This window comes from Gilliamella sp. ESL0250, assembly GCF_013345045.1.
Taxonomy (GTDB): domain Bacteria; phylum Pseudomonadota; class Gammaproteobacteria; order Enterobacterales; family Orbaceae; genus Gilliamella; species Gilliamella apicola_H.
In genome coordinates, this window is the sequence record NZ_JAAEDV010000012.1 from 23,257 (window position 1) to 49,328 (window position 26,072).

The 26,072-nt window shown below is 36.5% G+C and carries 20 protein-coding genes; 4 read left to right on the forward strand and 16 right to left on the reverse strand.

Annotation, left to right across the window (positions count from 1 at the left end; genetic code table 11):
• Positions 1-5 precede the first annotated feature (5 nt).
• The 10 genes from GYY69_RS09745 to pgk all read right to left on the reverse strand — a co-directional run bounded on the left by GYY69_RS09745 (position 6) and on the right by pgk (position 15,438).
• Positions 6-335: a transcriptional antiterminator gene (locus tag GYY69_RS09745; RefSeq protein ID WP_174797500.1), complete on the reverse strand. Its 330-nt coding sequence runs from the start codon at positions 333-335 to the stop codon at positions 6-8.
• A 1,330-nt stretch (positions 336-1,665) separates the two neighbouring features.
• Entirely contained in the window at positions 1,666-1,980 is a 315-nt protein-coding gene (locus GYY69_RS09750; protein ID WP_174797501.1) for an antibiotic biosynthesis monooxygenase family protein, read from the reverse strand.
• 81 nt (positions 1,981-2,061) lie between these two features.
• Complete coding sequence (gene rpoC / locus GYY69_RS09755; RefSeq protein ID WP_174797502.1) at positions 2,062-6,279, reverse strand: DNA-directed RNA polymerase subunit beta'; 4,218 nt, start codon at positions 6,277-6,279, stop codon at positions 2,062-2,064.
• A 90-nt stretch (positions 6,280-6,369) separates the two neighbouring features.
• Positions 6,370-10,398: a DNA-directed RNA polymerase subunit beta gene (rpoB, locus tag GYY69_RS09760; RefSeq protein WP_174797503.1), complete on the reverse strand. Its 4,029-nt coding sequence runs from the start codon at positions 10,396-10,398 to the stop codon at positions 6,370-6,372.
• A 246-nt stretch (positions 10,399-10,644) separates the two neighbouring features.
• Complete coding sequence (gene rplL, locus GYY69_RS09765) at positions 10,645-11,013, reverse strand: 50S ribosomal protein L7/L12 (RefSeq protein WP_034884317.1); 369 nt, start codon at positions 11,011-11,013, stop codon at positions 10,645-10,647.
• A 59-nt stretch (positions 11,014-11,072) separates the two neighbouring features.
• Entirely contained in the window at positions 11,073-11,570 is a 498-nt protein-coding gene (rplJ, locus tag GYY69_RS09770; protein ID WP_065638973.1) for a 50S ribosomal protein L10, read from the reverse strand.
• A 231-nt stretch (positions 11,571-11,801) separates the two neighbouring features.
• Positions 11,802-12,503 carry a 50S ribosomal protein L1 gene (gene rplA, locus GYY69_RS09775; protein ID WP_065638974.1) on the reverse strand — a complete coding sequence of 234 codons (702 nt, stop codon included), beginning with the start codon at positions 12,501-12,503 and terminating at the stop codon, positions 11,802-11,804.
• Between the two features lie 3 nt (positions 12,504-12,506).
• Positions 12,507-12,935: a 50S ribosomal protein L11 gene (gene rplK / locus GYY69_RS09780; RefSeq protein ID WP_034884321.1), complete on the reverse strand. Its 429-nt coding sequence runs from the start codon at positions 12,933-12,935 to the stop codon at positions 12,507-12,509.
• A 186-nt stretch (positions 12,936-13,121) separates the two neighbouring features.
• The gene (gene fbaA / locus GYY69_RS09785) at positions 13,122-14,201 is read right to left on the reverse strand and encodes a class II fructose-bisphosphate aldolase (protein WP_065638975.1); all 1,080 of its coding nucleotides are present in this window, start codon (positions 14,199-14,201) and stop codon (positions 13,122-13,124) included.
• A gap of 73 nt (positions 14,202-14,274) precedes the next feature.
• Complete coding sequence (gene pgk, locus GYY69_RS09790; RefSeq protein ID WP_174797504.1) at positions 14,275-15,438, reverse strand: phosphoglycerate kinase; 1,164 nt, start codon at positions 15,436-15,438, stop codon at positions 14,275-14,277.
• A 224-nt stretch (positions 15,439-15,662) separates the two neighbouring features.
• Between pgk and rpsT the strand changes: the two genes are divergently transcribed.
• From rpsT to dtd, 4 genes are all read left to right on the forward strand, one after another.
• Positions 15,663-15,926, forward strand: coding sequence for a 30S ribosomal protein S20 (gene rpsT / locus GYY69_RS09795; RefSeq protein ID WP_065638977.1), 264 nt, complete (start codon positions 15,663-15,665; stop codon positions 15,924-15,926).
• Between the two features lie 120 nt (positions 15,927-16,046).
• A complete protein-coding gene (locus GYY69_RS12970) occupies positions 16,047-16,661 on the forward strand; it encodes an SPOR domain-containing protein (protein WP_174797505.1) in 615 nt (204 codons plus the stop codon).
• A gap of 10 nt (positions 16,662-16,671) precedes the next feature.
• Positions 16,672-17,514 (forward strand): virulence factor BrkB family protein, encoded by an 843-nt coding sequence (locus GYY69_RS09805; RefSeq protein ID WP_174797506.1) that lies wholly within the window; start codon positions 16,672-16,674, stop codon positions 17,512-17,514.
• 7 nt (positions 17,515-17,521) lie between these two features.
• Positions 17,522-17,956, forward strand: a complete 435-nt coding sequence (gene dtd, locus GYY69_RS09810) for a D-aminoacyl-tRNA deacylase (protein WP_174797507.1) — start codon at positions 17,522-17,524, stop codon at positions 17,954-17,956.
• Between the two features lie 219 nt (positions 17,957-18,175).
• Here the strand turns inward: dtd and metA are convergent, their stop codons facing one another.
• The 6 genes from metA to rne all read right to left on the reverse strand — a co-directional run bounded on the left by metA (position 18,176) and on the right by rne (position 25,684).
• The gene (gene metA, locus GYY69_RS09815) at positions 18,176-19,108 is read right to left on the reverse strand and encodes a homoserine O-acetyltransferase MetA (protein WP_174797508.1); all 933 of its coding nucleotides are present in this window, start codon (positions 19,106-19,108) and stop codon (positions 18,176-18,178) included.
• Between the two features lie 211 nt (positions 19,109-19,319).
• Positions 19,320-20,132 (reverse strand): peptide ABC transporter ATP-binding protein, encoded by an 813-nt coding sequence (locus tag GYY69_RS09820; RefSeq protein WP_174797509.1) that lies wholly within the window; start codon positions 20,130-20,132, stop codon positions 19,320-19,322.
• Between the two features lie 15 nt (positions 20,133-20,147).
• Positions 20,148-21,143 carry a peptide ABC transporter ATP-binding protein gene (locus GYY69_RS09825; RefSeq protein ID WP_174797510.1) on the reverse strand — a complete coding sequence of 332 codons (996 nt, stop codon included), beginning with the start codon at positions 21,141-21,143 and terminating at the stop codon, positions 20,148-20,150.
• 2 nt (positions 21,144-21,145) lie between these two features.
• Positions 21,146-22,006: an ABC transporter permease subunit gene (locus GYY69_RS09830; RefSeq protein WP_174797511.1), complete on the reverse strand. Its 861-nt coding sequence runs from the start codon at positions 22,004-22,006 to the stop codon at positions 21,146-21,148.
• Positions 21,999-22,934, reverse strand: coding sequence for an ABC transporter permease subunit (locus GYY69_RS09835; RefSeq protein WP_174797512.1), 936 nt, complete (start codon positions 22,932-22,934; stop codon positions 21,999-22,001). The genes GYY69_RS09830 and GYY69_RS09835 overlap by 8 nt, the downstream gene beginning before the upstream one ends.
• Positions 22,935-23,005: 71 nt before the next feature.
• Positions 23,006-25,684 carry a ribonuclease E gene (gene rne, locus GYY69_RS09840; protein WP_174797513.1) on the reverse strand — a complete coding sequence of 893 codons (2,679 nt, stop codon included), beginning with the start codon at positions 25,682-25,684 and terminating at the stop codon, positions 23,006-23,008.
• Positions 25,685-26,072 lie beyond the last annotated feature (388 nt).

The window sequence follows — 26,072 nt, forward strand, 5'->3', positions numbered from 1 at the left end:
AACTTTTAATTTGCTTTAGCAACTTCATAATGAACTGCCAATAAATACGATTCCTCTATCGGTAAATTATCAAATAAATTCACTGTCTTGCGTGCGAGCGCTAAAGATTCTTCTGAAAGCTCATCAAATAATGCAGGGTCAACTTCAGGTAATTTTTCTAACGTTTTTGCCCGCTCAACCATTGCTTTTACATGTGAAAACAGCATCGCTTTTTGAACATCATTTTGAGTAATTTGATGCTGTGCTAACCAGCTATTGATAAGGTTAATGGTTTGTTTTGTGACTAACTCTGGTTCAAGATTATCTTCAATCATTCGAAATTTTATTTGAGTCATAGCAAATACTCATCTCTTATTGTTTTGAATTAGATGTTTTAAGCGTAAATCAAACAAGAGGTAATGTGGATAGAGAATTTTTCCATCAGCAAGAGGAAATTTGTTATAAAATGAGTTAAACGCATTAACAAATTGGGAGTGTGGTTATCAATACAAGGGGGTATTAGTTATAATCCATATTCAATTTTGTGAGTTAGATCATAAAATTCGATCCTGATAAATATATTAAATAAAAATTATTGCTATAAATTTCTTAATTAGATGATGTGTAGGGAAACGCCAATTTGTTGACACTTGATAATTAAAATAAACTTCTAAAAATTCATAAGGTGCTTTATACAAAAGTGTTTTATGCAGTTTAACCATATAATAAACGTTAATAAATCACCAAAACTTTTGTTTTATTTATTTTTAATCTTTGAATATTTGCTGATTATGCCGCATATCCATTAAAGTGCGCATCACTTTTTCTGTTTTACCATTTTTTTGAAGTATTTTTTTAAAAAATTAATTTATAATATTTTTATTGTACTGCTTTAACAAATAGATGTTTGTCTATACCTTAATATTCGTATCCGTTATCTCAATAGGCACATTCAATGGCGTAAAGACATTGGGATAATGCTGCGTTTTGTAGAAACTGTACCGAGCTAAATTGTGATTTATTTGGATAAATACTCGCAGCTGTCGTAAAAAATCATCAATACCGACGAATAAACATTCTATAGTATGCTATCTTCTTTCATTTGTAAGTAACGGTGAATTTTTCGTCTCTACCTATAACATTTTTCCCCGATAGGTTTTGTTATAGTATTTAACTAAATTGATGACGGTTATTTTCTTTATGATGTCATAGCCCTCTCTTGCTAGTGATAAGATGTTAGTTATGTATTTTATGTATATTCATTAGCGTTACTCCTCAAATTACTGTAAATAGTGCGAGTAATTCCTACAGATGATGCCATTATTCAAAGAGCATAATGCCTATTTCTTTAACTTTTATTTTACTCATAGAGATGAACGATAGTTGCGTTTATATCGAGAATGATGATAACGGTAAACTGAGGATGTTAAAAAAGAACTGTTTATTTTCTGCAAAAAACACTCTGATAGGTTATTAATATTATTTAATTCTTATGTTTATATTTTAAACAAAATCAATCCATTATGCGGTAATTATTTTTTTAACTCAGCCAAATTCCAGATATCTTGTATTTTTGTTATTATGCTCTTTACGTTCAAATCGTTTTATTATTGCTCACAATACTTATGAATTATTGAGTGATGAATATTTAGCTTTATTGCTTTTTCATCATACTTAATATCGCATTTATTCAAGTATGACTTCGAAACACTCTAATTGTGCCGGTTCTAAGTAAATATCACTGCTATTTGGTCGGTTATTCGTATTACGGTGGGTATGCTTAAAGTGTTCAGAATTAACCCAAGCTTCAAAATCAGCCTTAGATTGCCACTCAGTAAATGAAGAAAATAGTGTATAATTTTCTTCTGTTTTTCCTTGTAAAAAGTAAAAACGGTTAAACCCTTTCATTTCTTTCAGATGGCTATCACGATTTCGCCATATTTCAATAAATGTATCTTCGCGACCCCGTTTAATTTTAAAACGGTTCATTACAATATACATACCAATCTCCTTTTATAGTTTTAAGCATAGCAAAAAAATAGCACGCCATGCGTGCTATTTTGTAAATTAAACCTAATGAGACTATTGATTCTCTTCAGCAGAGTTTAGTAATTCAGCTAAATTAGCAGTTGCTTCTTCCGCTGAAATTGTTGTTTGAACCTCATCAGTTGATGGCATTGCGCGTTTACGTAAGCGTTCTTTATGGTAAGCATAACCCGTACCAGCTGGAATTAATCGACCTACAATTACGTTTTCTTTTAAACCACGTAATTCGTCATTTTTACCAGCCACAGCTGCTTCGGTTAAGACGCGAGTTGTTTCTTGGAACGAAGCCGCAGAAATAAACGACTCAGTCGTTAGTGATGCTTTAGTAATACCAAGTAAATCGTGTAAATAAACAATTGGTTCTTTACCTTGCGCTTCAAGTTCACGGTTGATAATCTTCAAACGTGAAACTTCAAGTTGTTCACCTTCAAGTAGGCGTGAGCCACCCGGATGAATAACCGTTGCTTTACGTAACATTTGGCGTACGATAACTTCAATGTGTTTATCGTTAATTTTTACACCTTGTAGACGATAAACTTCTTGAACTTCGTTAACAATATATCGAGTTACCGCATTAACGCCACGTAGACGTAAAATATCATGCGCAGATTCAGGACCATCAGAAATCACATCACCACGGCCAACTTGTTCGCCTTCAAACACGTTAAGTTGACGCCATTTTGGAATCATCTCTTCATATGGTTCACTACCATCTAATGGCGTGATAATTAAGCGACGTTTACCTTTTGTCTCTTTACCGAATGAAATGATACCGTCAATTTCAGCCAAGATAGCCGGTTCTTTTGGCTTACGTGCTTCAAATAAATCAGCAACACGAGGTAAACCACCGGTGATATCTTTGGTACCAACAGATGCTTGTGGAATACGAGCAAGTGTATCACCAATATTGATTTCAGCACCATCTTCTAACTGTACTAATGCTTTACCAGGTAAAAAGTATTGCGCAAGCATTTCTGTACCAGCAAGATAGATATCATCACCTTTAGCATCAACAATTTTGATGGCTGGACGTAAATCTTTACCTACACCTGTACGTTCTGCTACATCTAATATTGCAATAGATGATAAACCAGTTAATTCATCAGTTTGACGAGTAATAGTTTGACCATCAACCATATCCACAAAACGAACAAAACCTTTAGTTTCAGAGATAACTGGCATAGTATGTGGATCCCAGTTAGCCACTGTTTCACCCGCATCAACCGCAACACCATTACCTTTACTTAAAATCGAACCATAAGGCACTTTGTAGGTTTCTTTCATTCGACCTAAGTCATCAATAATGGTTAATTCAGCATTACGTGAGGTAATTACCAGTTTCTTGTCTGGGTTAGTTACAAATTTAGCATTAGTTAATTTAATGCTACCTTTGTTTTTAACTTGAACACTTGATTCAGCAGCCGCTCGCGATGCCGCACCACCAATGTGGAACGTACGCATGGTTAACTGTGTACCTGGCTCACCGATTGATTGCGCCGCAATAACACCGATCGCTTCACCTTTATTGACCAAGTGACCGCGTGCTAAGTCACGACCATAACATTTTGCACACACACCAAAATCAGTATCACACGAAACCACTGAACGCACTTTAACGCTATCAACAGATTCTGCTTCAAGTAAGTCACATTTACTTTCATCAAGCAATGTGTTACGTGGGATTAAGATATCTGCACTACCAGGTTTTAATACATCTTCAGCCGCGACTCGACCTAACACTCGTTCACGAAGTGGCTCTTTAACATCACCGCCTTCAATAACAGGTGTCATCACCACACCCTCTAAGGTGCCACAGTCATCTTCAATCACCACTAAATCTTGTGCCACATCAACTAAACGTCGAGTTAAATAACCTGAGTTCGCTGTTTTTAAAGCAGTATCCGCAAGACCTTTACGCGCACCATGCGTAGAGATAAAGTATTGAAGTACGTTTAATCCTTCACGGAAGTTCGCAGTGATAGGCGTTTCGATAATCGAACCATCTGGTTTTGCCATCAAGCCACGCATACCAGCAAGCTGACGAATCTGTGCTGCAGAACCACGCGCACCAGAGTCGGCCATCATGTAAATGCTATTGAAAGAAGATTGAACTTCTTCTTCGCCTTCACGGTTAATTACTTTTTCAGTTGATAAGTTATCCATCATCGCTTTAGCAACGCGTTCATTAGCGGCAGCCCAAATATCGATAACTTTGTTATAACGTTCACCTGCAGTTACTAAACCAGATTGGAATTGCTCTTGAATTTCAGCAACTTCGATTTCAGCTTCGTTGATGATTTGTGATTTCTTCGCTGGAATTTCCATATCATCAATACCAACTGATACACCTGAACGCGCCGCATAAGCAAATCCAGTGTACATGATTTGGTCAGCTAAAATAACCGTATCTTTCATGCCTAACTGGCGATAACAGATATTTAAAATTTTAGAAATCGCTTTTTTACCCAAAGGTTGATTGATAACAGAGAAGCTCATTCCTTTTGGCATAATTAACCATAAAATTGCACGACCAACCGTTGTATCAACAACCGAGGTAGTATCTTCCCACTCGCCTACACTGTTACGTTGGCTTTCAGTAATACGGACTTTAACCTTGGCATGCAATTCAACTAGACCTAAGCGATATAGCTTTTCAGCTTCTTTAGGACCGGTTAATATCATGCCTTCACCTTTGGCATTGACTTTATCACGAGTCATATAGTAAAGACCTAAAACCACGTCCTGTGAAGGAACGATAATAGGCTCACCACTTGCCGGTGAAAGAATATTGTTGGTTGACATCATTAACGCACGAGCTTCTAATTGTGCTTCTAACGTTAATGGAACGTGAACCGCCATCTGGTCACCATCGAAGTCAGCATTAAACGCTGCACAAACTAATGGGTGTAATTGAATGGCTTTACCTTCAATTAGAATCGGCTCAAATGCTTGAATACCTAATCTATGCAATGTTGGTGCACGGTTTAGTAATACTGGATGTTCACGGATAACTTCATCTAAGATATCCCATACAATTGCATCTTCACGCTCAACCATTTTCTTCGCTGCTTTAATGGTTGTTGCATAACCTCGACGCTCTAATTTACCGTAAATAAATGGTTTGAATAATTCAAGAGCCATCTTCTTCGGTAAACCACACTGATGCAAATGTAAGTATGGACCTACAGTAATTACAGAACGACCAGAATAGTCAACACGTTTACCTAATAAGTTTTGACGGAAACGACCTTGCTTACCTTTAATCATATCAGCAAGTGACTTCAATGGACGTTTGTTTGAACCAGTAATTGCACGACCACGACGACCATTATCTAATAACGCATCGACAGATTCTTGTAACATACGTTTTTCATTACGTACAATGATATCCGGTGCAGCCAAGTCCAATAAACGTTTTAAACGGTTATTACGATTAATAACTCGACGATAAAGATCATTTAGATCTGATGTTGCAAAACGTCCGCCATCAAGTGGAACCAATGGGCGTAAATCTGGTGGCAACACAGGTAATACGTTCAGAATCATCCATTCAGGTTTATTTTCTGATTGAATAAATGCTTCAATAATCTTAATACGTTTGGTCAGCTTTTTACGCTTAGTTTCAGAATTAGTGGTAGCGAGTTCATCACGTAGTGCTTCACATTCTGCTTGCACATCAATATTACGTAATAACTCTTGGATAGCTTCTGCCCCCATGCGAGCATCAAATTCGTCACCAAACTCTTCTAACGCATCTAAATATTGTTCTTCAGTTAAAATCTGACCACGTTCAAGGTTCGTCATACCACCATCAAGAACCATAAATGATTCAAAATAAAGCACTCGCTCAATATCGCGAAGAGGCATATCAAGTAATAAACCGATACGAGATGGTAATGATTTTAAAAACCAGATATGGGCAGTTGGTGATGCTAGTTCAATGTGCCCCATACGTTCACGACGTACTTTAGCTTGAGTTACTTCAACTCCACATTTTTCACAAATTACACCACGGTGTTTTAAACGTTTATATTTTCCACATAAACACTCATAATCCTTTACTGGTCCAAAAATACGCGCACAAAACAATCCATCGCGCTCAGGTTTGAACGTACGATAATTGATTGTTTCAGGTTTTTTAACTTCACCAAAAGACCATGAACGAATCATATCAGGAGAAGCAAGGCCTATCTTGATAGCATCAAAATCTTCTGTTTTTGTTTGTGCTTTTAGAAACTTTAGTAAGTCTTTCACAATTGACTCCTATGGAGTTAAACCAATTAGATAACTTATTATTGCTAATAAGTTATCCCTATAAATAGAAATCATTTAAGTTAGCAAAAATTATTCTTCATCTAACTCGATATTAATACCTAGCGAACGGATCTCCTTTAATAGTACATTAAATGATTCTGGGATCGCAGGCTCCATACGATGATCACCATCTACAATATTTTTATACATCTTAGTACGGCCGTTTACGTCATCTGATTTAACGGTTAACATTTCTTGTAAGGTATAAGCTGCACCATATGCTTCAAGTGCCCATACTTCCATCTCACCAAAACGTTGACCACCAAATTGAGCTTTACCGCCCAATGGTTGTTGAGTAACCAGACTATATGAACCAGTAGAGCGGGCATGCATTTTGTCATCAACTAAGTGATTCAATTTAAGCATGTACATATAACCTACAGTAACAGGACGTTCAAATTGTTCACCTGTACGACCATCATACAACGTAATTTGACCAGAAGTTGGCAAATCACCCAGCTCTAGTAAGGCTTTAATTTCTTGCTCTTTGGCACCATCAAACACTGGTGTTGCTAGTGGCATACCATTACGCAAGTTTTGCGCTAAATTCATGACTTCTTGATCAGTAAATTCTGCTACATTAACTTTTTGTGCAGCCCCTAAGCCAAGATCATACGCTTTTTGAATAAACTCACGTAATTTAGCTAACTCTTGCTGTTCTTTTAACATCGCATCAATCTTTTGACCAATACCTTTAGCAGCCATACCCAAGTGAGTTTCTAGGATCTGTCCAATATTCATACGAGACGGAACACCTAGTGGATTTAATACGATATCAACAGGACGACCTTTGTCATCATATGGCATATCTTCAATTGGGTTAATTTTAGAGATAACCCCTTTGTTACCATGACGACCAGCCATCTTATCACCTGGCTGAATTTGACGTTTAACCGCTAAGTAAACTTTAACAATTTTGAGCACACCCGGTTGTAAATCATCACCTTGTGTGATCTTCATGCGTTTAGCTTCAAGTTTTTTATTAAATTCAGCTTTGATTTCTTCGTGCTGTTCAGCAAGCTGTTCTAATTGAGCTTGTTTATCTTCATTTGCAATACCGATTGTTAACCATTTTTCACGCGGTAAAGCATCTAATTTATCAGCTTTGATTCCACCTGAAATCAGTACATCACGAATACGAGCAAACAATGCAGCTTCTAAGATTTTAAGTTCTTCAGTTAAATCTTTTCTTGCCTGTTTAAGTTGCATCTCTTCGATTTCAAGCGCACGTTTATCTTTTTGTACACCGTCACGAGTAAACACTTGAACATCAATAACTGTACCTGAAACACCATTCGGTACGCGCAATGAAGTATCTTTAACATCAGATGCTTTTTCACCAAAAATTGCACGAAGCAATTTTTCTTCTGGCGTTAATTGTGTTTCACCTTTAGGAGTTACTTTACCGACCAGAATATCGCCACCTTGAACTTCAGCACCGATATAAACAATACCTGATTCATCAAGTTTAGATAATGCTGCTTCACCAACATTTGGAATATCCGCAGTAATCTCTTCTGCGCCTAACTTCGTATCACGAGAAATACAAGATAATTCTTGAATATGGATTGATGTAAAACGGTCATCTTGTACCACTTTTTCAGAAACTAAAATAGAATCCTCAAAGTTGTAACCATTCCATGGCATGAAAGCCACTCGCATGTTTTGACCTAATGCCAATTCACCTAAGTCAGTTGATGGACCATCGGCAAGCACATCGCCACGTTCAACTTTCTCGCCTAATTCCACACATGGAATTTGATTGATACAAGTGTTTTGGTTAGAACGGGTGTATTTAGTTAAGTTATAAATATCAATACCGGTTTCACCCGCATATATTTCATCAGCGTTAACATTAACCACAATACGTGAAGCATCAACATATTGAACTGTACCACCACGGCGAGCAACAGCCGTTACCCCTGAGTCAACAGCCACTGCACGTTCCATTCCCGTTCCAACAAACGGTTTTTCCGCTTTTAACGTTGGTACTGCCTGACGTTGCATGTTCGCACCCATTAAGGCACGGTTCGCATCATCATGTTCAAGGAATGGAATTAATGATGCACCAACTGATACGATTTGCTGGGTTGATACGTCCATATAATGAACTTGTTCTGGACTATACAAGCCTGATTCACCATTTAAACGACAAGTTACTAAATCTTCTTTAAAACGGCCATCTTCATCAAGGTTTGAGTTTGCCTGAGCGATTACAAATTCACTTTCATCAATCGCTGATAAATAATTAATTTCGTCAGTTACGACACCATCAATCACTCGACGGTATGGTGTTTCTAAAAATCCATACTCATTGGTACGAGCATAAACCGCTAATGAGTTAATTAAACCGATATTTGGGCCTTCAGGCGTTTCGATTGGACATACACGACCATAATGCGTTGGATGTACGTCACGTACTTCGAACCCTGCTCGTTCACGCGTTAAACCACCTGGACCTAATGCTGAAATACGACGTTTATGCGTAATTTCAGATAATGGATTGTTTTGATCCATAAATTGAGATAGCTGACTTGAGCCAAAAAATTCACGAATCGCTGCTGAAATTGGTTTAGCATTAATCATATCTTGTGGCATTAGTGAATCAAGATCACCTAAAGATAAGCGCTCTTTCACTGCTCGCTCAACACGAACTAAACCAATACGGAATTGGTTTTCTGCCATTTCGCCAACACTACGAATACGACGATTACCTAAATGGTCGATATCATCGACTTCACCGTGACCGTTACGAATAGCGATTAATTTTTTCATTACGTCAACGATATCATCTTTCGTTAAAACGCTTTCGCCTTCAATATCATCACGCCCTAAAGAACGGTTGAACTTCATACGCCCAACAGCGGATAAATCATAACGTTCGTCAGAGAAGAATAAATTATCAAATAGCCCTTCAGCGGCTTCTTTTGTTGGCGGTTCACCCGGACGCATCATGCGATAAATTTCAACTAACGCACCTAGTCGATCACGAGTTGAATCCACATTTAATGTTTCAGAAATAAATGCACCATGATCTAAATCATTGGTGAATAAGGTTTCTATTTTTTTATATCCAGCATTGGTTAATTGAAGTAATAGCTCTAATGAGATTGGTGTATTAGCAAAAGCAATAACCTCTCCCGTAGCTTCGTCAACATAATTTTTAGCAAGAACTTTATTAACGATATATTCAACTGGTACATCAATTTTGCTAACTTTGTCTTTTTCTAATTCACGAATGTGACGAGCTGTAATACGTCGGCCTTTTTCAGCATAAATTTTACCTTTTGATTCAATATCAAATAGCGCTGTATCGCCACGTAAACGCTCTGGAACAAGATCCATCTTTAACTTAGATTTGCTAACTTCAAAAATAGTTTTTTCAAAGAAGATATCTAAAATTTCTTCTGTTTCATAACCTAACGCACGCAAAATAATTGTTGCTGGAAGTTTACGACGACGGTCAATACGAGCAAAAAGATTATCTTTTGGATCAAATTCAAAATCAAGCCAAGAGCCACGATAAGGAATAATTCGAGCATTATATAAAACTTTACCAGAAGAGTGTGTTTTACCTTTATCACTATCAAAGAACACACCAGGACTACGATGTAATTGTGATACGATTACACGCTCTGTACCGTTAATCACAAATGTACCATTATCCGTCATTAAAGGGATTTCACCCATGTAGACATCTTGCTCTTTAATATCTTTAACTGTTCCTTCTGGCGCATCTTTATCATAAATAACTAAACGTAATTTTACGCGCAACGGTGCTGAGTAAGTGATCCCTCTAATTTGACATTCTTTAACATCAAACACAGGTTCGCCCATCTTAAAGCTCACGTATTGCAACTCAGCGTTACCACTATAACTTTTTATCGGAAATATTGAACGGAACGCAGCTTCTAAGCCATATTGACCCTCTGGATCTTGCTCAATAAATTTCTGGAACGAATCAAGTTGAATAGAAAGAAGATACGGTATATCCAAGACTTGTGGACGCTTACCAAAATTCTTACGAATTCGTTTTTTCTCGGTATAAGAGTAAACCATTAGTTCCTCAACTTGCTTATCTGCTATTCTAGCATGATTAAATATTCATCAGGCGTACTATCGCTAACTGATGGCACCTGACACCTCATCGAAAATATCTATAAATATCAATTGATTAGGCTTAATAAATATACTATTTCTATATTACTTTTATTGATAATCTTCAAATAAAATTCTTTAACTTATTATAGCGCAAAAAGGCTGGAGGTATAAAACCCCCAGCCATTTATCGTATTATCGATAAACTTATTTAAGTTCGACAACTGCACCAGATTCTTCAAGTGCCTTTTTAAGTTCATCTGCATCAGCTTTGCTAACGCCTTCTTTAACTGTTGCTGGAGCTGATTCAACAAGATCTTTAGCTTCTTTTAAGCCTAAACCTGTTGCACCACGAACAGCTTTGATAACAGCTACTTTATTAGCACCAACATCTTTTAAGATTACATCAAATTCAGTTTTTTCTTCTGCTGCTTCAGCTGGACCTGCTGCTGCAACTGCAACTGCTGCGGCTGCAGAAACGCCAAATTTTTCTTCCATCATTGATACAAGCTCAACAACGTCCATAACAGACATTTCAGCAACTGCATCTAAAATTTGTTCTTTAGTGATAGACATAATATAGTTTCCTAAATTTACATTTTTTTAATTGATAATATTCATAATCAAACTGACAATTAAGCAGCTTCTTTTTGATCACGAACCGCCGCAAGAGTGCGAACCAATTTGCCAGCTGCGGCTTCTTTCATGGTTGACATCAAGCGAGCTAATGCTTCTTCATAAGTAGGTAATGTTGCTAAGCGATCAATGTTCGCTGCAGTAATTAACTCACCTTCAAAGGCTGCGGCTTTAATCTCAAATTTGTCATTTTCTTTCGCAAACGCCTTAAAAAGACGCGCTGCAGCACCTGGGTGCTCATTTGAAAATGCAATTAGAGTTGGACCAACAAACGTATCTTTTAAACACTCGTATTGAGTACCCTCAACAATACGGCGCAATAGCGTATTACGAACAACACGCATATAAACACCCGCTTCACGAGCAGATTTACGTAATGCAGTCATTTTTTCTACAGTCACGCCACGAGAATCAGCGACAACTGCAGATAGCGCACCTTTGGCGATTTCATTAACTTCAGCAACAATTTCTTGTTTATTTTGAAGATTTAGTGCCATTGGTATTGCTCCTGGATTATACTAGGCAAAAGCCTAGACTAATTTTCACTAGCTACAAATGTAACTAGCACAACCACGATGAGCAGAATCCTTCTATATATATCTTATCAGGTTCTGTCACCGTCTACGTAGGAAAATTAAGTAGTTAAACTTCAACCACACCTACGGTCTTGGACGGGGTCTGGTTAAGGCCAGACACCAACCGATTTCTTTGTTTAACGATAAAAATGATTAAACAGTTGCATTTAATGTTGCTTGATCAATAGCAACACCAGCGCCCATTGTAGTTGAAAGACTCACTTTCTTAACAAATACACCTTTAGAAGATGCTGGTTTTGCACGTTTTAACGCAACAAGTAATGCTTCTAAATTTTCTTTAAGCTTATCTGCATCAAAATCAGCTTTACCGATAGTTGTATGGATAATACCATTTTTATCATTACGGTAACGAATCTGACCCGCTTTAGCATTTTTTACAGCTTCAGCAACGTTAGGGGTAACAGTCCCAACTTTAGGATTTGGCATTAAACCGCGCGGTCCTAAAATTTGACCTAATTGACCAACAACACGCATAGCGTCAGGTGATGCAATAACAACATCAAAATCCATTTCGCCTTTTTTAATTTGATCAGCAAGATCGTCCATACCTACTAATTCAGCACCCGCTTCTTTAGCTGCTTCTGCATTTGCGCCTTGAGTAAAGACAGCAACGCGCACACTGCGTCCAGTACCATGTGGCAGTACAATTGCACCACGAACATTTTGGTCTGATTTACGTGAATCAATACCTAAATTAACGGCAACGTCAACACTTTCTGTAAATTTAGCGGTAGCGAGTTCTTTTAATAACGCGATAGCTTCATTAATTTCATATTGCTTAGTCGCATTCACTTTTTCGCGGATAAGTTTAGCTTTCTTAGATAATTTAGCCATTGATTAACCCTCCACTTCCAAACCCATTGAACGAGCTGTTCCTTCAATAGAACGCATCATCGTTTCAATGGTAGCACCATTCATATCTGCAGCTTTTAATTCAGCGATTTCGCGAATTTGCGCACTTGTCACTTTACCTACTTTCTTCTTGTTAGGTTCGCCTGAACCAGATTTGATTTTAGCGGCTTTCTTTAATAAAACTGCAGCTGGAGGCGTTTTAGTTACAAATGTAAATGAACGGTCTGAATATACTGTAATTACAACAGGGATTGGTAATCCTTTTTCCATGCTTTCTGTTTTTGCATTAAACGCTTTACAGAATTCCATGATATTAACACCATGTTGACCAAGAGCTGGACCAACTGGTGGACTAGGATTCGCTGCACCAGCTGCAACTTGCAACTTGATGTAAGCTTGTACTTTTTTTGCCATTTTTAGTTTCCTTTGCTCGGGTGCAAACGCCTCTATTAATAATAACTATTAATAAATAGACAGCTCCCCTAAGTTAAATGAGGGCAAGATTATCCTATAACCCAAATAAAAAAGCAAGATTTATTTAAGAATGGATAAATTAAAAGCAAGGCTAATACCTTGCTTTTAGTCTTAATACCAATAATGTTAAAGAACGTTAACTGCGTTAAGCTCTTTGAATGCAAGTTCTAAACGAGCAATTAAAGAATCTTGACCTTTGCGTAGCCATACACGTGGATCGTAGTATTTTTTATTTGGAGCATCAATACCTTCTGGATTGCCTAATTGACCTTGTAAATATGCCTCATTTGCTTTGTAGTAATCTAAAACACCTGCCCAGTTAGCCCATTGGGTATCTGTATCAATATTCATTTTGATTACACCATAACTGACTGCTTCAGCAATTTCTTCTGGCGTTGAACCTGAACCGCCATGGAAAACAAAATTCAATGATTTTGCAGGTAAGTTAAACTTTTCTGATACATATTTTTGTGAGTTATCTAGAATTTTTGGTGTTAATTTAACATTACCTGGTTTATAAACACCATGCACATTACCAAATGACGCAGCAATAGTAAAACGAGGACTAATAGCACTTAAACGCTCATAAGCATAAGCCACATCTTCTGGTTGAGTATAAAGCGCTGAGCTATCCATATGACTATTATCAACACCATCTTCTTCGCCGCCAGTACATCCTAATTCTAACTCCAATGTCATTTTCATTGCAGACATACGAGCAAGATATTGACAACAAATATCAATGTTATCTTTTAGTGACTCTTCTGAAAGATCAATCATATGGGAAGAAAACAGTGGTTTACCTGTTTTTGCAAAGTGCGTTTCACCAGCGTCAAGTAATCCATCCACCCATGGTAGTAATTTTTTAGCACAATGATCAGTATGTACAATAACTGGCACACCATACTTTTCAGCCATAAGGTGAACATGTTTTGCACCAGAAATCGCACCTAAGACTGCACATTCTTGTCCTTCAAGTTTTAGGCCTTTACCTGCAATAAACTGAGCGCCACCATTTGAAAATTGAACAATGACTGGTGATCCAACTTTAGCAGCAGTTTCAATAACCGCATTGATTGTATTTGTATCAACACAGTTTACTGCTGGTAATGCAAAGTTATTATCACGAGCGATTTGAAACACTTTTTGAACATCATCACCAGTCACAACACCAGGTTTAACAACATCAGAAATCTTAGTAGCCATTTTATTACCTATAAATTTATTTAAAAAAATTAAAGGATGAGTAATTGACTCATCCTTTTACTGAACTTAAATACTACGCTTTCGCTCTCGCTTCCAACATTGCAACAGCAGGTAGCTTTTTACCTTCAACAAACTCAAGGAAAGCACCGCCACCAGTTGAAATATAAGAAATCTTGTCTTCAATACCAAATAGATCAATTGCAGCTAATGTATCACCACCACCAGCGATTGAAAATCCTTCGCTATCAGCAATCGCTTTGGCAACAATTTCAGTTCCACGACGGAAGTTAGCAAATTCAAAAACACCGACAGGGCCATTCCATAAAATGGTTTTTGCATTTTTGATGATATTTGCTAATACCTCTGCCGATTTATCACCTAAATCAAGAATTTGTTCATTTTCTTTAACATCTTGAACTGATTTTTCAGTAGCTACTGCTGTTTCACTAAATTCAGTTGCAACACGCACATCGGTTGGAACTGGAATTTCACAATTAGCCATTAATTTTTTAGCTTCTGGGATTAAGTCTGCTTCATAAAGAGATTTACCTACATTATAACCTTCTGCGGCAATAAAGGTGTTCGCAATACCACCGCCCACAATAATTTGGTCAGCAATTTTTGATAGCGAATCAAGCACAGTTAATTTAGTTGATACTTTTGAACCAGCAACAATCGCAACCATTGGGCGAGCAGGATTATCAAGGGCTTTACCTAAAGCATCAAGTTCTGCCGCTAGTAATGGTCCGGCACAAGCAACTGGAGCAAATTTACCCGCACCATGAGTAGATGCCTGAGCGCGGTGAGCAGTACCAAATGCATCCATCACATAAATATCACAAAGAGCTGCATATTTTTTAGATAAAGTTTCATCATCTTTGCTTTCACCAACATTAAAACGGACGTTTTCAAGAACAACTAATTCACCTTCTTTAACATCAACACCATCTAGGTAATCTTTTACTAAGCGAACAGGGAATGACACATGCTCTTTTAAATAATCAACAACAGGTTGTAAAGAGAAATCTGGGTTATATTCGCCTTCTGTTGGTCGACCGATATGAGAGGTAACCATTACCTTAGCACCTTTTTTGATGGCATCTTCAATAGTAGGTAATGATGCTTTGATACGCGCATCGGAAGTGACCTTACCATTTTTAACCGGCACATTAAGATCTGAGCGAATGAATAAACGTTTTCCTTTTAGATCAAGATCTTGCATTCTAATAATAGACATGATACTTCCTCTTATAAAATAGAATAAAAATAAAACTTTCGATATTCTAACATAAAATTTCTTTTTAGGTTATAGGCTTTATTGGTCGAATAGTAAACATTTATTATAGAGATAAAAATTACCGATCATATTTTTTATGCAACAGCATTGACAAAAGAGAGAAAATCAGGCATATTTTGCCACCTTATTAATATGTAATTTTTATACAAACTTGGGAGTTGACTTTGGCTAATATCAAATCAGCTAAGAAACGTGCGGTTCAATCCGAAAAACGTCGTAAACATAATGCTAGTAACCGTTCAATGATGCGTACTTATATTAAAAAAGTTTACGCCGCTGTTGCAGCTGGTGATAAACAAACAGCTGAAGTAGCATTCAAAGACATGCAAGCAGTTGTTGACCGTCAAGCGGCTCGTGGCTTAATCCACAAAAATAAAGCAGCACGTCATAAAGCGAATTTAATTAAACACATTAAAGCATTAGCTTAATAGTTTTATCTGTTAACTATCATAGTTAAAGAAAATGACAAAAAGTGGTGTAAGCCACTTTTTTTATTTGTATACTAACTGTTTATGCAATGTTAATAAAATAATAGAAGAGAGTCTATTGTGGTTCAGCGTGATTATGTGAGAAAAAAGAGCCAACCTAAAAAAAATAAGTCACGAAACAAGCCTAATTTGATGATATTCTTGGCGATTATTGTCATTATTCTATTTTCCGCGATTCTCTATTTTGTTGTAAATAATGCCCCTAAAAAAAATGTTAAACCACCAAAAGCAAAAACTCAGCCTCCAGTGATAACATTACCCGAACAACCCCAAGAGCGTTGGACATATCTTAAAGAATTAGAAACGCCTAATGCAAACTATGGTTCCACATCAAGTTCAATTGCTAGAGAAAGACAACAAATCTTAGATAGCTTTGTCAATAGCACTCGTACAATTACACCTTCCTCGCAAGAAAATACAGCGACGAAAAATCAGTCATCAAATGCCACATCACAAACTATGACTAAATGGCTACTACAATGTGGCGCATTTAAGGATAAATCCAATGCTGATACACTAAAAGCTAAACTTGCAATGACAGGCTTTAGTGGCAATATATCTCCAGGTCAATTATATCGAGTCACAGTAGGGCCATATAGCAGTAAACAAGAAGCAAATAAGGTATTAAACTCATTAAATAGTAATGGGATTAATGATTGTGTTATTTCTAACTAGAAAAAAGACAATGAAAGCACTTCAGCAAATACAACTTTTTACGAAAATGTTATGGACTCGTATTAACCAAGATCGTCTAACAACCTCTTCTGCAGGACTTGCTTATACGACGGTACTTGCACTAGTACCACTCATTACCGTTATTTTTTCTTTATTGTCTGCGTTTCCAATGTTTAATGAAATTAGTCATTCATTAAAACAATTAATTTATAATAATCTTGTCCCTACCGCCAGTGATACTATCCAAAATTATCTAGAACAATTTATCACCAATACTAAACAAATGACATTTGTTGGCATAATAGGGTTGATTGTGACCTCACTATTGCTTATCAACTCAATTAATACAGCACTTAATCATATCTGGAAAACCAAACGAAAACGCGCTTTCATGTACAATCTAACTATGTATTGGACGATACTAACCTTAGGTCCTATTTTAGTTGGATCTAGTGTGGCCGTAAGCTCTTACATCTTTTCAATGCAATGGCTATCAACGGCAGCAACGGGTAATATACTACTTAATTGTTTACCATTTTTCATTTCTGTGGTTGGATTTTGGTTACTCTATAGCATTATTCCTACCGAATCTGTACCTTTTAAAGAATCAATGATTGGTGCTATTATCGCTGCAATATTATTTGAATTAGGTAAACGAGCATTTGCGTTATATGTTACTTCATTCCCTACTTATCAAATCATTTACGGTGTAGTATCATCCATTCCCATTATGTTAGTTTGGATCTACTTTTCTTGGTGTATTGTTTTGTTCGGTGCCGAGTTTGCAGCAACCTTAACTGACTATAATCGACGAAAAAAGCCTGTTGTTGATAATCCCCCTTTACCGGAGTAATTAATTTATGATCGCCTTAATTCAACGAGTAAAACAAGCAAGTGTTGCAGTAGATAATAACATTATTGGACAGATTAATCAGGGGTTGCTGATTTTACTCGGTGTTGAGCAAGATGATGATGAACAAAAAGCAATTCGTTTATGTGAAAAAGTAATAGGCTATCGCATTTTCAGTGATAATGACGGAAAAATGAATCTAAATGTGAACCAAGCTAATGGCGAAGTATTAGTTGTGTCTCAATTCACTTTAGCTGCCGATACCAAAAAAGGGATGCGCCCAAGTTTTACTAAAGGCGCTAAACCTGATGAAGCAAAAAGACTTTATCAGTTTTTTGTCAAGCAATGTCAACAAAAAATAACCACTCAAACGGGTGAATTTGCCGCCGACATGCAAGTATCATTAATTAATGATGGTCCTGTGACATTTTGGTTACAAGTTTGATTCTATAACTGAAAAGGCATTCTGATCATCTGTCATCAATTATTGCAATTTTTTATACCCACTATTGGTTACATTCAGAAATCCTATTTATCAAGCCTATCAGCATAGTTCAGCCTTAATAGCCAATAATAATATTATCAATATTATTATTGGCTATTAAGTTATCCGCTAAACTTATCACATCCGACAATAATGAGATAGAAAAAAGCAGTGGATGAATTAATCATCAATGGTCAAATTACGGGTGGTCAAATCATATGGTGTTAATTGATAAACATAATAATTAAGCCAATTACTAAATAATAGATAAGCATGGCTACGCCACGTTGCTTTTGGCTCAACATCGGGGTTATTATCAGGAAAATAATTATACGGGATATCTGGATTAATACCTGCCTTCAAGTCACGAAAATATTCATTAGCTAATGTAAATGAATCATATTCAGGATGCCCTGTCACAAAAGCCATACGTTTATCAGGAGTTGCCATTAAGTAAGGCCCTGTAATATCAGACGTTGCTAAAATGGATAAATCTGTGTAACTTCTAATTTTATCAATTGGGAAATCAGCATAACGCGAATGAGGTGCTAAAAAGGTATCATCAAAACCACGCGTTAAAATAGCATTAGGTTGAACAATTTGATGCTGATAAACACCTGATAACTTATGTGCTCGAGTGAATTTAGGTAAATCGTATAAGACATTTAATGCAGCTTGAACCGCCCAGCAAACAAACATAGTTGAGGTGACATGATCTTTTGCCCAAGCAATAATTTCGGTTAATTTAGGCCAATATACAACATCTGAAAAAGCCACTTTTCCTAGTGGAGCACCGGTTATAATTAGTCCATCAAAATTCTGTTCACGAATATCATCAAAATCACAATAAAAACTGTTTAAATGTTCAACGGGTGTATTTTTTGACTCACGTTGATCAATACGCAATAACTGAATATCAACTTGTAAAGATGAATTAGAAAGTAAGCGTAAAAATTGATTTTCAGTCTCTATTTTTTTAGGCATGAGGTTTAGAAAAAGAAGCTTTAGTGGACGAATTTCTTGATTATTAGCTCGTGATGAGGTCATAACAAATACATTTTCATTACGTAACACATCAACAGCGGGTAATGAGTCAGGAATACAAATAGGCATAACAAAAGCTCCTAAAAACGATAAATTAGTTTTAACACAAAATAGACGTCTAGAAATCCATATAGCTAAATATAGTGCCTTTTAGTTTATTTGTCGAGATTTTTTATTTAACAAAATCATTATAATAATCAGATTAAAAACAGGTGCATAATCCAAAGAAAGTGATCATTACCCCACACGCTAAAATGCAAATAATAGCTAAGTTTATGAGCTAAAAAGTGCGCGTATCAGTCCGCCATGTATCAGCAGTCAACGCCTCACCAAAATAGCTATTTATCAATTTTTGGGTAATATCACTTAATGGTGAAGCCAATACTTCAGCAGTATTGCCAGACTCAACAAGATCACCATTGTGCATAACTAAAATATCATCACTAATATGTTTCATCATACCAATATCTTGTGTTACATAGACATAAGAAATATTTTGTTGAGCTTGTAATGACAGCATTAAATTAACAATTTGCGAGCGCATCGAAATATCTAACGCGGCCAAAGCCTCATCAAGAATAATGACCTTAGGCTTTAAAATTAGAGCTCTTGCTAATGCTACACGTTGCTTTTGACCTGCTGCCATCACAGAAGGATAATAAGAGGCATGCTCAGGCAATAATCCAACTTGCTTTAATACACTACTAATTAGCTTTTCACGCTCATGAGCATCATAATTGGTATTATATTTAAGTGGAATTTCTAACAATTGTCCAATACGCAGCCTTGGATCAAATGAACTTTCAACATGCTGAAAAATCATTCGAATCAGTTGACAACGATGACTATAATCGCCGTATTCAACTTTATTACCAGCAATCCAGATATCACCACTATCGGGTTTTATCATACCAACTAACATTTTAGCCAAGGTCGATTTTCCTGATCCATTCTGCCCAATAATCGCCAAAGTCTTACCTTCATTTAATGAAAATGATATTGGATTAACCGCATTAATTTGTAAATGGCCAAAAAGCCCTTTAGCTATTTTAAATTGCTTTGATAAGTTACGTACTTTTAATATTGGATTCATTTTTATGCCTATTATTTATGGTAACTCATCAATATTTAACGGAAAATGGCAAGCAACAGAACGATCTTTTATCGGTAGTAATTCAGGTGCTTGAATACATTTTTTTTGTGCATAAGGACATCGTGGTCCTAATCGACAGCCTATTGGTAAATGCTCCAATGATGGAATCACACCGGGTAAGGTATTTAACGGACTTTTATGTGGCATTGCTTTGCCAAAATCAGGGATTGCATAAATCAGCGCCTGAGTATAAGGATGATAAGGTGATTTAATTAAATCTTCGCTATTAGCAACTTCAACGGTTTGTCCACAATATAGGACATTGATACGGTCAGTCCATCTGGTTACCATTTGCAAATCATGGCTGATAAGCAAGATAGTAGTCCCCATATTTTGATTCATACTAGCGAGCAACCTAAAAATTTGTGCTTCGGTAGTGGCTTCCATTGCATTGGTTGGTTCATCAGCAATAAGTAGCTTTGGCTGATTAGCCAACGCAATAGCTATCATGACTTTCTGACATTCGCCTTCGGTTAATTCAAATGGATAGGACTTTAATATCTCCTTATGATTCTTAATTCCTACCCGATGCAATAACTCAATCGCTCGATGTGTACGCCAAAATAATCGCTGCCACCAATGCCCTTTAAATGTTCTTCTTGGAATTGCACTGATTAACTGTTGCCCAACTTTCATAGAGGGATCTAAACAAGATTGTGGTTCTTGAAATATCATCGAGATATTGGCACTAATCACTTTTCGGCGTTGTCTCGGCGTGAGTTTAAGTAAATCAATATCATTAAAATAAATACGATCGGCTGAAATCTTCCAGTTATGATTAGTTACCCCTAAAATAGCTTTAGCGATAAGGCTTTTTCCTGAGCCTGATTCACCAACCAAGCCTCGTATTTCACCTTCTGACAACTTCAAATTAACCCGATCAATTGCACGCAAAAGACCCTCTGGCGTAATAAACTCAATAGTTAAATTTCGAATATCTAATAATGCCATAATTAAGTTCCTGCTCGCCGGCCATATAATCCAAAGTTGAATAAATACACCAAAATAATTGTAGCTGAAACTGCAATTCCTGGAGATAAAAAGGCCAAATAATTAATAGCAATGATATCTTTCATTTGAAACATCATCATTCCCAAATCCGGTCGGGAAACATCATTAGCAAAGCCTAAAAAAGTTATTGTAGTAACTGACAAAATAACCGATCCAAATAAGGAAACAATTTCGGTCAAATAAATAGGTAAAATGTTAGGTAGAATATAATGATTTAAAATTGAAAACGAAGATAGTCCATCAAGTCTATAGGCCGTAATATACGTTTTATTCCATTCGTTGATAACACGTTGATGAATATTGTAAATAAAGCGTGGGGAATAAGATAACCCAATCACCAATAACATATTGGTAATATCATCTTTTAATAATAAGCTAATCACAATCACACCAAGTAACGGCGGTACAACCATACAGAATTTAAAAACAAACAATACAAAAGGGCGTATAAATGATATAAAAAACATTAAATAATTAATTACCCCACCAATGGCAACCACATAAAATACTGCTTTTAATGTCATTGACATGGTTGAACGATAACCAATTAACAAATAATTAAAAATATCTTGTCCTTTCGCGTTAGTACCGAGTATATGATTGATATCACCACTAGACCACCAAGCAGGTGGCAATAAAGCTGGGTAACTAGGGTTTAAATGAGCATGAAAAAACCATTGAGTTGATAAGGCTACAAATGTAATCGCCAATATGCCATAAAAGCCAACAATTAAGTAAAGATTGCTGTGCAACCGACTAAAGCTTAACTTTAGACCTTTTATTAACCTAGCTAGCCTAGACATAATGTTCCTTATGACGCAAAGGATAAATAACAACTGCCGAAATTTCACCTAATAGCGCTAATAAACTGATAACAGTGCCACAAGCTAGAATGGCAATAGAAATAATAAAATAATTGTGATGGTGATAAGCAATCATCACCCATTGCCCTAGCCCTACTCGATTAAATAAAATTTCAATAACCATAGTTGAAAACAACAGTGTTGTCGTATTATACGTCAATTGTGGAATGGTCGCAGGAATAGCATTAGGTAATAAGTGCCGACGTAAAATTTTAAATGGTGATCGTTCTCGAATAATTGCCATTTTGATAAAATTTTGCCGGGCGGTACTTTTTACATTTTGACTGACTAATTGAATAGTCATAATGCTTGGTTGAATGGCTAAAATCATGATCGGCAAAAGCAAATAGTGAAGCTGCTCAAATAATACCTGCCATTGAAATGTCTTTGATGAAACAAAAATATCCAATAACGAAGTACCGGCAACTGCTGGTGACACATCGAAATTCATCGATATCGACCAAGTTGGTGATAACCAATACATGACGATAATTACAAACATAACAATAGGACAAGAATATAATAATAAAGATCCTAAGCGAATCGTACTATTTAACCAAGTAAAATTACTAAGCCCAAGAAAAATACCCAAAGGTAATCCAATCAGTAAAGCAACAAATAACGCGAGAATACAAAGTTCAAATGTAGCCAATAATGTATGAAAAAACGGGACGGTTTCACCAGTTAATAATCTGAATTGGCCTTGTAGCAACTGCTTAAAAAAAACACTGTAGGCATCAATAAAACTTAGGTTGTTAAAGTTAAACGCTGAATGAGGGGTAAAATAGACTAAACAAAAGCTAATCTGAGCCAACACGCAGATAATAAACAAAAACGTGACTATTTTTTTGAAAATATAGATAATCATTGTTTATCTTTATCGATATTATAAGTAAATAAAACACGGCGACATAATCACATCACCGCGTTTTAATCTATTTATTGGTTATCCGGAATCACCGGTTTACTTGCTGCGGCATAAGCATGATCTTGAGCACTTAGGCCACCGGCATTACCTTTACCTTCAAAACGATAATTTAACTCTTCGCGTGATTTTATGGCAATAGCAGAAGTCACATATTCTGGCGCGGGTGCTTTAGTCATTACTGAAGAAGAATAACCTATTGATTGTGAATTAGTAATGACCAAATCAATATTCTGACTATTTTGCTGACTACCTTGAAAATCTTCTTTAGCATCAATCAATGACGAACTTTTTGATGCATCATCCACAATAACAGCGTCATTTAGGCTCGCTTCATTTTTAACAATGACAGGAAGTAAAAGTGAAGGGATGACAGGTACCACAATATTTGGTTCGTCATTCGTTATTTGACTGTAATCAACAGCAACTCGACCTAAGGCTAATTCTAATGACGCAGCAGCAAATGGTAACGGCATTGGCGACTGTTTTAGGTCGACATTACGAACACGGCGTTTATTATTACGTTGACCATTCATTCGTAAATGTCTTGACGCACGGCGTTGACGCTTCGGTTGAGATTCCGAAATAATAGTGTCTTTAGAGGGTTCAGAGACAATAATTGGTAATAACAAAGAAGGAATAATAACTCTTTCTTGTTCAACTTGCATCGTAGTATCAGCATTTTTGACACGAACACTTTTAGTTAAAGCGCGTTGTTGGCGTCTTGGTTTCGCTTCACGTTGCTTCGGTTGTACCGCTTCACCCGCAACTCTATCTGACTTAATATTATTTTCTGAGTTTGACAAATGAGTATTTGCATTATTATTTTGTTTAGCTCGGCGATTATTTCGACTTGACTCTTTGCTCTCCTCTGTAGAGCCTACAGTATTGCCTGCTACATTATTGTTTCTGCTATTGCGTTGACGTCGATTGTTGGAACGTTGATTATCTCGTCTTTTTACCGTTTTGGGTTTAACCTCTGGTTGAGGTTCTGGTTTTTCTGTCACAAACAATTTACGTAGCTTACCAAAGAATCCACTAAACAAACTGCCTGATTTTTTCGTTTTTGGCTCGACTTTTTCTTTTGGCGCTACACATGCTTCAACTTTAGGACCTGATAATACGGCTTGTTCAACAATAACTTCCACAGCTTGCTGTTCATCTTCCTCTTCTTCAAGTTCACGAATCAGTTTTGGAAGATTATAACTTAGTACATCCGTTTCTTCGCCTCTACGCTTACGAATCACTTTATAAAGCGGTGTTTCCATCTCTTCATCACCGGCAATCACAATTTTGACATCAGGATGCATGCTTTCAATATTAGTGATAGCGCGACGTTTTTCATTGAGTAAATAGCTTGCTATTGGTACTGGAACAATGACATCGATTTGTACAGTATTATCTTTCATCGCTTCTTCTTGAATTAATCGAAGAATCGATAAAGACAATGAATTACTATCACGAACCGTACCCGTTCCTTGACAACGCGGACAAATATGATGAGTTGCTTCGCGTAATGACGGGCTTAAACGTTGGCGAGACATTTCGAGCAAACCAAAACGAGAAATACGGGTCGTTTGGATACGCGCACGGTCAGTCTTCATCGCTTCTTTAAGGCGATTTTCTACTTCACGCTGATTGCGAATTGGTGTCATATCAATAAAATCGATAACAATCAAACCACCTAAATCGCGTAAACGCAGTTGGCGCGCGATTTCTTCGGCTGCTTCAAGGTTAGTATTAAATGCGGTTTCTTCAATATCGCTACCACGAATTGATTTAGCTGAATTAATATCAATAGCGGTGAGCGCTTCTGTCGCATCAATCACAATTGAACCGCCAGACGGTAAGCGAACTTCACGCTGGAATGCCGACTCAATTTGACCTTCAATTTGGAAATGATTAAATAATGGAACATCCCCTTCATAAAGTTTTAAGCGACTAACGTACTCAACACGCCCTAAATCAGCTAATCGTTTTTTAGCCATTTCAAGAACTTTAGGATTATCAATTAAAATATCGCCGACATCATCACGCAAATAATCACGAAATGCTCGCGTAATAATATCGCTTTCTTTATGAATTAAACTTGGCGCAGGATGCTTTTTGGCCTCATTTTGAATGGCAGTCCAATAGTTGACTAATGCGTCTAAATCTTGTTGTAACTCTTCTTGGCTTTTACCCACCCCAGCGGTTCGAGCTATCACGCCCATACCTTTAGGTTTTTCGATAGCATCAATAATACGTTTAAGATCGGCTCGTTCTTCACCTTCTATACGACGCGAAACGCCACCAGCACGAGGATCATTCGGCATCAAAACTAAATAACTACCAGCTAAGCTGATATAGGTTGTTAAAGCTGCACCTTTTTTGCCGCGAATCTCTTTTTCAATTTGGATAAGAACTTCTTGACCTTCTTGTAGATGTTTAATACTACGACGACCACTAATATTAGATGGGAAATAGCTTTCCGCAATCTCTTTTAAAGGTAAAAATCCATCACGTTCACCACCATAAGAAACAAAAGCTGCTTCTAAGCTTGGATTGATTTTAGTAATTTTACCTTTATAAATATTGGCTTTCTTTTGTTCATGACCAAGGCTTTCGATATCTAAATCATATAAGCGTTGACCATCAACAAGCGCAACACGCAGCTCTTCTTGCTGGGTTGCGTTGATTAACATTCTTTTCATTATTCTACACTCTTAATTAATCTTAATTAACTGTAGGTAGAATCTTATTATTGATAAGTGATTATTTTAACAATGATGAATAATGGTACTTAACTAAATATTCGTATACAGCATTCATTATTTTATTTATGTTATTTTTGTTATTATTTTATGTGAATCCGATACCGCTTACACCACATCAATATAATACATTAAGCAAAATATTAAATTAAAAAGCACTAAATACTTTACAAAAAACCTAATTGTATAATTTATTGACGCTATGAACATGGTTAATTTGCAACCCACAGTATTTTACCGATTTTGGCAAACAAACTAAATCTTTATGTAATTGTTTAAAATAAACATATTATCTAATTATAATGATTCTACTTACGCTATTTTATTT

Bases quoted from the DNA above. Each gene is read 5' to 3' on its own strand.
- rplL (WP_034884317.1), bottom strand. From the start codon at position 11,013: ATGTCTATCACTAAAGAACAAATTTTAGATGCAGTTGCTGAAATGTCT.
- rplK (WP_034884321.1), bottom strand. From the start codon at position 12,935: ATGGCAAAAAAAGTACAAGCTTACATCAAGTTGCAAGTTGCAGCTGGT.
- GYY69_RS09830 (WP_174797511.1), bottom strand. From the start codon at position 22,006: ATGTCTAGGCTAGCTAGGTTAATAAAAGGTCTAAAGTTAAGCTTTAGT.
- rplA (WP_065638974.1), bottom strand. From the start codon at position 12,503: ATGGCTAAATTATCTAAGAAAGCTAAACTTATCCGCGAAAAAGTGAAT.
- rne (WP_174797513.1), bottom strand. From the start codon at position 25,684: ATGAAAAGAATGTTAATCAACGCAACCCAGCAAGAAGAGCTGCGTGTT.
- rpoB (WP_174797503.1), bottom strand. From the start codon at position 10,398: ATGGTTTACTCTTATACCGAGAAAAAACGAATTCGTAAGAATTTTGGT.
- GYY69_RS09835 (WP_174797512.1), bottom strand. From the start codon at position 22,934: ATGATTATCTATATTTTCAAAAAAATAGTCACGTTTTTGTTTATTATC.
- dtd (WP_174797507.1), top strand. From the start codon at position 17,522: ATGATCGCCTTAATTCAACGAGTAAAACAAGCAAGTGTTGCAGTAGAT.
- GYY69_RS09750 (WP_174797501.1), bottom strand. From the start codon at position 1,980: ATGTATATTGTAATGAACCGTTTTAAAATTAAACGGGGTCGCGAAGAT.
- GYY69_RS09805 (WP_174797506.1), top strand. From the start codon at position 16,672: ATGAAAGCACTTCAGCAAATACAACTTTTTACGAAAATGTTATGGACT.
- GYY69_RS09745 (WP_174797500.1), bottom strand. From the start codon at position 335: ATGACTCAAATAAAATTTCGAATGATTGAAGATAATCTTGAACCAGAG.
- rplJ (WP_065638973.1), bottom strand. From the start codon at position 11,570: ATGGCACTAAATCTTCAAAATAAACAAGAAATTGTTGCTGAAGTTAAT.
- GYY69_RS09825 (WP_174797510.1), bottom strand. From the start codon at position 21,143: ATGGCATTATTAGATATTCGAAATTTAACTATTGAGTTTATTACGCCA.
- pgk (WP_174797504.1), bottom strand. From the start codon at position 15,438: ATGTCTATTATTAGAATGCAAGATCTTGATCTAAAAGGAAAACGTTTA.
- metA (WP_174797508.1), bottom strand. From the start codon at position 19,108: ATGCCTATTTGTATTCCTGACTCATTACCCGCTGTTGATGTGTTACGT.
- fbaA (WP_065638975.1), bottom strand. From the start codon at position 14,201: ATGGCTACTAAGATTTCTGATGTTGTTAAACCTGGTGTTGTGACTGGT.
- GYY69_RS09820 (WP_174797509.1), bottom strand. From the start codon at position 20,132: ATGAATCCAATATTAAAAGTACGTAACTTATCAAAGCAATTTAAAATA.